This is a genomic window from Nostoc sp. (assembly GCF_036919675.1).
Lineage (GTDB): Bacteria > Cyanobacteriota > Cyanobacteriia > Cyanobacteriales > Nostocaceae > Nostoc.
The window spans coordinates 1-6,589 of sequence record NZ_JBALCP010000041.1 but is presented as its reverse complement, the minus strand read 5'-3'; the positions used below and the strand labels follow the sequence as shown (position 1 = coordinate 6,589).

The window sequence follows — 6,589 nt, the reverse complement described above, 5'->3', positions numbered from 1 at the left end:
CCAAGAAACCGATACATAGAGGGCAAGGAGCTAAATTAGAAACACTCACTTTTTCTATTCTTAGTACCGCTTAGAGCTTAACCGAACCGTATTGGTTGTTTAAAAGCTAAAAATACGTCACGGACGAGCGGTGCGCCTCCGCACATAGAGAGGACTTATGGCGGATGTACTTCGGGTATGGCGACGATTCGGGCAATTAAGTATCATAAGGGGGCCAAATTGCACGAGTTGTTACCACGTCCCAGCTTAACACTGAGATATTCGCTCTCAGCTACTATATAATGAGCTTCTCACCCTTGCTATGGTAAGTCACGATGACATCGACCCCTTTTCTAGCAAGAGTCAAAGCGGCATTTCTACCAAGTCCTCTGCTCGATCCTGTTACCAATGCGATCTTCGTCATTGCTTTATCCTTTTACTGCTATGTTCCAATGTATTTATGATTTTCCTGTAATCGATTCTATTTGGAGCCAAAGACGGAATGTGCAACGCTTCTTAACACAGCCCAGCCTTGGCGATCGCTTACGTTAATTGATTGCGAAACCGCCGAATGCTCAATGCCAGTAGCACGATCGCAAACAGTAACAGAATCAGCACTTGAGACCATAACTCTGCCAGCCCAACTCCTTTCAATATCACGCCACGACAAACTTCGATGTAGTAACGCAGTGGATCAAGATAAGTCAACGACTGCACATAGGTTGGCATGGAGGCAATGGGTGAATTGCCTCCAGACAAGAGGATGAGCGGTGGGCTGATAAAGAACGAGATCAGCTGTGCCTGTTGCTGGCTTTTGACGTAGCAGGCAATCATGATGCCGATACTGATTCCTACCAAAAAATAGAGCACTGAGATACTCAAAAACACCAGAAGATTGCCTCGAAACGGCAAATTGAAAGCAATTTTTCCGACCGTAAGTGCAGTCACAGCATCGAAGGTCAGCAGAACCAGTAGCGGCGCAATTTTTGCCATGATGACTTCGGTGTTAGAAGCAGGTGTCATCAGCAGTTGTTCGATTGTTCCTGCTTCTTTCTCACTTACCACTAAGGAAGCAGCGGCTTGAAGACCAATCGTAGTTAGCAAAATGCCAATGGTTCCAGTTACGATGAACCAAGAACCTTCTAAGCCAGGATTGTAGAAGAGCGTGGTTACAAGTTGAACTTGATTGCGTTGTAGGGTTGCATTAGCTCCTGAACTTTCCAATTGAGCCAGAGCATTGGTCGTAGTCGATGCCGTACTCGTGGGGTTTGATGGATTAGATGAGTTGTTCGTGGTTGAACTTATTCCATTAGTTGCGGTGATCCCTGTGCCTTGACGACGTTGATTGCTAGCCAAACGTCGCGAGTTGTAGTCACCCACCAACTGACTCAAATAGCCAGAAGCGATACTAGCAGTATTGGCATCTACAGCATCGAAGAGTGCCTGCACTTGCGTCGGGCGTTGGCGGGCAAGGTCGCGATCGAATTCCGAGGGAACCGTGATGCCAACAGTCAAATTGCCTTTCGCTAAATCTGCCATCATATCCTGCTCATTGGCGTAGTACCGATCAATATCAAAGGCGCTGGTTTGACTAAAGAGTTCAAGAAATTCTCGTGAAGCCCGGCTATGGTTATAGTCGGTGATGCCAACCCGCAGGTTCTCAAACGTTGGGTTCAGCGCAGACCCGAACAGTATCAGCAAAAGAGTAGGCGGTATCAAGATTTGAGTCAATAACTGGCGATTGTGCAGAATTTGCGAAACTTCTTTGCGAAAAAGTGCCCAAAAGCGGCTGCCTAAAATGCGATCGAAGAAAGTTGTCATCAGATTATGCCTCATGTTTCTACCTGCATTTTCTGCAATTTGCGCCACGCCAGAAAGAAAAAGAAGCTTGTCAACGCGGCTAATGCCAGTATCGAACTCCATACGCCGATCCAACCTACGCCACGCACATAAGCATCGCGCGTGAGCAAAATGTAGTAGCGGGCAGGCACGAGCACGGAAATCCAGCGAATATAGATTGGAATATTAGAAATCGGGTAAATATACCCAGAAAATTGCATAGATAGTAAGAAAGCTGTCAAGGAGACCGACTGAATAACAGCACTCTGAGTGCTGGAATTGGCACCGATAAAAATACCCCATAGGACAACGCAGGCAATATACAGTGCCGACCCAACGATGACAGGTGTCGGATCTCCAGCAAACCATAGTCCGAAAAAGCCCCACGACTCGACATGAGTAAGCAGCACTTCTGCCATGCCTACTAACCAAAAGGCAGCGGCTTTGCCCAACAAATACTCTGCTCCCGTCATGCTAGAGGCATAAATTTGAGTAATTGTATTCTGTTCATTTTCTTTTGCGGTCGCTAGCCCTGCCAGTAATGCTGGAAACAGCGTCACTGTGATTGCCAGTGCTCCGGGTCCAATGTATTTCAAAGTTTCCAGACCGGGATTATACCAGAGCCGGGTCTGTAGGGTCACTGGAGTCGCAGAGCCAGAGGGTCGTGAATTTTCGGCGATCAAATTGGTGGTGGATGAACCGGGCGATCGCAGGTTTTCGGTAAAGGCGTTGGTCGTTGCTCTAGCATAAGCCCGTACAAGGTTAGCCGTATTCGCATCAGTACCATCTACCAATACTTGCACTTGAGCTTCTCGCTCAGGTCGCCGCAGATCGCGCGCAAACTCTGGTGGAATAATGACCCCAGCAGCAGCCTGTCCGGTGTCCAGCAGCCGAGGCACGTTAACCCTTGATCCTTGGGCAACCAGTTTAAATTTGTTGGTGCGCTCAAAAGTGGAAATATACTCGCGGCTGATACGGGTGCTATCTAAGTCTTGAATCGCAATGTTGATGCGGTTGACATCAAGGGAGGTTGAAAAGCCAAACACCAAAAGTAGCACCAAGGGTAGGGCTAGTGCCATAACCAACGTCAGGCGATCGCGTCCCAATTGAGTTAGTTCTTTAATGATTTGAGCAATGATGCGTTTTGATCGAATTGCCATAATGATTTTTCCTAGTCTGTGGGGACATCAAGACCGCGTTGCCGCGCTTGATCCACTACACCAATGAACACATCTTCTAGCGAGAACTCAATTTCACGATGGCTATGCACGTCAACGCCATCTTCCTTGAGCCACTGTTCGACTTGAGGCACTTGCATTTGAAGATCATCTAGAACGGTGTGCAAGCGATCGCCAAAAATCGAGACTCGTGAGCGATCGAAGTGTTGTTTGAGCAGGTCTGAAGCTTGCTGTAACGGGGCACACTCCCACTCTACTAATTGCCCCGGTTGGGCATCTTTGACTTGACGCGGAGATCCTTGAGCAACCAATTCTCCCGCTACCATAAAGCCTAAACGATGGCACTGCTCCGCCTCTTCTAAGTAGTGAGTGGTGACTAAAATTGCCATGCCATTGCGAGCAAACTCATTGATCCAGCGCCAAAATTGCCGTCGTGCCAGGGGATCGACACCCGATGTGGGTTCATCGAGAAACAGAATCTTGGGTTCGTGCATGACTGAGGCACCGAAGGCAACCCGTTGCTTCCAACCACCAGGAAGATCGCCCGTCATCATATTGCCTTGACCGACCAGATCGCTCATTTCTAGCACCCATTGTTTTTTGGCGTGACGATGGCGAAGGGGAATGCTATAAACACCGCAGTAAAAATCCAAGTTTTGACCGATCGTTAAGTCATCATAGAGCGTGAATTTTTGCGACATATAGCCAATTTTTTGACGCACCGACGCACTGCGTAATGCGCCCGTTGCACCTGCAAGCGAAACCTTGCCAGAACTCGCGGGCAACAATCCACACAAAATTTTAATCGCAGTTGTCTTTCCGGCACCGTTAGCGCCTAATAACCCAAACACTTCACCATATTGAATGTCTAAGTTGAAGTCGTTAATGGCATGGAAATCTCCAAATACTTTGTTGAGATGTTCTGCCCCGATCGCCGTTCCCGTAGATTTCGCTTGTTGATCGATACGCGGATATTCGCCAGCCGCCGCATCACCTTTGAGATCACGTAGCCTTGACACAAAGGTATTTTCAAGCGTGGGCGAATCAATATTAACGTTCTCGACCTGAATCTGCTGCTGTTCTAAAATTCGGTAAATATCCTTCGTGGTTTGCTGAGGCTGGGCAGTCAGCACATCAAGGTGATCGCCAAAGCGTTGCACATCAGAAATAGTTTCTCGAAAATCAACATTCCTGGTGAGCGTATCTTCTGCCTGATCCAATTGGGCAACAGGCAAAAATACCTCTAATCGCTGCACTCCTAAGCTTGCCTTCACATTAGCGGGCGTGTCGCTCTGCTGAATCTTGCCCTCATACATAAAGGCAATGCGGTCACAGCGCTCCGCCTCGTCTAGGTAGGGTGTTGCAACCACAGTAGTAATGCCTTCCGTACTCGAAAGCTGCGCCAAAATATCCCAAAACTCTCGCCGCGAGACGGGATCAACGCCTGTCGTCGGCTCATCAAGCAAGAGCACTCGTGGATTGTGGATCAGCGTACAGCACAAAGCAAGTTTTTGTTTCATGCCGCCCGAAAGTTTTCCGGCTAAACGGTCTTTAAAGCGGGTTAAGTCTAGTAACCCAAAATAGCGATCGCTGCGAGTCTTAAGGTCAGCATCACTTACTTCTCGCAAACCTGCCGCGTATTTCAGGTTCTCCAAAACACTCATATCTAGGTAAAGGCTAAAACGCTGAGTCAAATAGCCCATCTGGGGGCGTACCTCTCTCGGTGTCGCTCCCAATACTTCAACAATGCCGCTGGTTTGAGGCATCACGCCCGATAAAATCTGAAACGTGGTTGTTTTGCCTGCACCGTCGGGACCAATTAACCCAAATATCTCACCGGGAAAGACATCTAGATTGATCCCGGCGACGGCTTCATCCGCGTGTTTTCCGTAGCGGTGACTTAAATCACGGATGGAGATAATCGGTGCATTTGGGCGCTGAGTGTTAGCCCGTGCGGGAAGAGTTTGTGTCATGGCTTAAAGCTGAGAAAGTCAGGCATCAGCGTAGACGATCGCTTCGGCTCAGATTCTGGTAGAAGAATCCGCCCATCCGCAGGCATCCCTTGCTTTGCTTTTCCCTGTCCATTGTTGTTGAGAGTGAGTTCGACACCAAACACTTGCGTCACCCGGTCTTTCTTGAAATAGGTGTTCTCTGGAGTAAAGCTTGCTTTGGGATCAATCCGGCTGATCGTTGCTTCCAACGGCTGATCGGGAAACGAATCAAGATAAACCTGTGCCCGTTGCCCCAGTTTGATCTGACCGATTTTCCCTTCTTCGACAAAGCCACGCAGGTAAAGCTTCTGCTGATTCACCAGTGTCAAGAGCGGTGCGCCTGCGGCAACAACTTCGCCAGGTTCTATCGATCGTGTAATTACATCTCCTGCGATCGGACTCTTAATCACCAGATAATTCAAATTTGCCTGAATCTGTGCTTGGGTTGCTAAAGCATCCTGGGCTTCCTGCTGCGATACCGCAGTGTCAGTCTTGGCTTGGTCAATCTGTTTCTGCACCTGGAGTTCCGCAGCGGCACGAATCGGCGTGTTTTGCTGCGTTGCCTGTGCTTGAGTAAGTCGTCCGCCCGCTGACTTTACCTGCTGTTGAGCAGCAGAGACCCTCGCCTGGTTCACGCCCAAAATAGCATTATCATCATCAAGCTGCTGTGCTGCTACTGCTCCTTCGGCATACAGTTGGCTAGTACGGCGTTGTTTTGACTGTGCCTGCACTGAATTAGCTTGAGCTTCAGCTAAATTAGAACGCGCCTGATCAACTGCATTCTCTGCTTCCAGCACACGTCCCTGACTGTCTTGAGTAGATTGGTCGGTCGTTAAGCTGGCTTGTTTAAGCTGTGCCTGCAACACAGGCAATTGTTGACGGGCACTCTGCAATCGTTGTTCGGCAGCCCGCACTCGTGCGATCGCTCCCTGCAACTGAGCGCGTAAGTCAGAGTCGTCAATTTGTACGAGGATTTGACCGGGTTTAACAGTGTCGCCTTCTCGCGCAGAGACTTGAGCAACTCGACCGCCGATCTTGGCAGAGACATCAGTTTCGTAGCCTTCAATCCGTCCACTCAGAGATAGTCCTGATGCCGCAGGACTGTAAAAAAACAGACGGTAAACGCCATATCCCACCCCTGCTAGCAGTAAGACGGTACCAATAACCCAAATCAGTTTAGAAATCTTCTGCCAGGGTTTCTGTTTCTCTTTCTCTCCCACAGAGTTAGGTTTAGTAGGCTGCTCTGCTTGGGCGGGTTCGCGCTCCTTAACAGCTTTGTCAGGTTTCTTCGAGTCATTTTGCGGATCAGTTTGGGTTTGCGTCATCACAGTTGCCAAAATAAAGAGTAACAGAATTAGAAAAGATGTTAATTGACCGTCGCTTCGCACGAAGCATTAAAAATTATCAATTCAAAATTCAAAATTAATTAAATAATTTTTCAATTTTCCAATTTTCCAATTTTGAATTATCTGGATTTTGAATTTCAAATTGAACTGGATCAACGGTTTCAAGAGTAAACTCAGCGAGTCCCTCACGAAACTCGCTGGTCTTCAAAACCGTGCTTAATGGTTTCCCATTACACGGCTCCTCAATGACTCGGCA

At 48.3% G+C, this 6,589-nt stretch carries 6 protein-coding genes; all 6 read right to left on the bottom strand.

Translation table 11 applies throughout. The annotated features are described in order from the left end of the window. Nucleotides 1–274: 274 nt before the first annotated feature. Nucleotides 275–403: an SDR family NAD(P)-dependent oxidoreductase gene (locus V7K49_RS08040; RefSeq protein ID WP_442948654.1), complete on the bottom strand. Its 129-nt coding sequence runs from the start codon at nt 401–403 to the stop codon at nt 275–277. A gap of 119 nt (nt 404–522) precedes the next feature. Further along, complete coding sequence (locus V7K49_RS08035; RefSeq protein ID WP_335205146.1) at nt 523–1,902, bottom strand: ABC transporter permease; 1,380 nt, start codon at nt 1,900–1,902, stop codon at nt 523–525. Continuing rightward, nucleotides 1,812–2,978, bottom strand: a complete 1,167-nt coding sequence (locus tag V7K49_RS08030) for an ABC transporter permease (protein WP_335205145.1) — start codon at nt 2,976–2,978, stop codon at nt 1,812–1,814. Before V7K49_RS08030 ends, V7K49_RS08035 begins: the two co-directional genes overlap by 91 nt. Before the next feature lie 11 nt (nt 2,979–2,989). After that, a complete protein-coding gene (locus V7K49_RS08025; protein ID WP_335205144.1) occupies nt 2,990–4,969 on the bottom strand; it encodes an ATP-binding cassette domain-containing protein in 1,980 nt (659 codons plus the stop codon). Next, nucleotides 4,966–6,312: an HlyD family secretion protein gene (locus V7K49_RS08020; RefSeq protein WP_335205143.1), complete on the bottom strand. Its 1,347-nt coding sequence runs from the start codon at nt 6,310–6,312 to the stop codon at nt 4,966–4,968. Before V7K49_RS08020 ends, V7K49_RS08025 begins: the two co-directional genes overlap by 4 nt. Before the next feature lie 97 nt (nt 6,313–6,409). Further along, on the bottom strand, nt 6,410–6,589 hold a 180-nt coding region (locus tag V7K49_RS08015), incomplete at its 5' end, for a hypothetical protein (protein ID WP_335205142.1).

Bases quoted from the DNA above. Each gene is read 5' to 3' on its own strand.
- V7K49_RS08040 (WP_442948654.1), bottom strand. From the start codon at position 403: ATGACGAAGATCGCATTGGTAACAGGATCGAGCAGAGGACTTGGTAGA.
- V7K49_RS08035 (WP_335205146.1), bottom strand. From the start codon at position 1,902: ATGGAGTTCGATACTGGCATTAGCCGCGTTGACAAGCTTCTTTTTCTT.
- V7K49_RS08030 (WP_335205145.1), bottom strand. From the start codon at position 2,978: ATGGCAATTCGATCAAAACGCATCATTGCTCAAATCATTAAAGAACTA.
- V7K49_RS08025 (WP_335205144.1), bottom strand. From the start codon at position 4,969: ATGACACAAACTCTTCCCGCACGGGCTAACACTCAGCGCCCAAATGCA.
- V7K49_RS08020 (WP_335205143.1), bottom strand. From the start codon at position 6,312: ATGACGCAAACCCAAACTGATCCGCAAAATGACTCGAAGAAACCTGAC.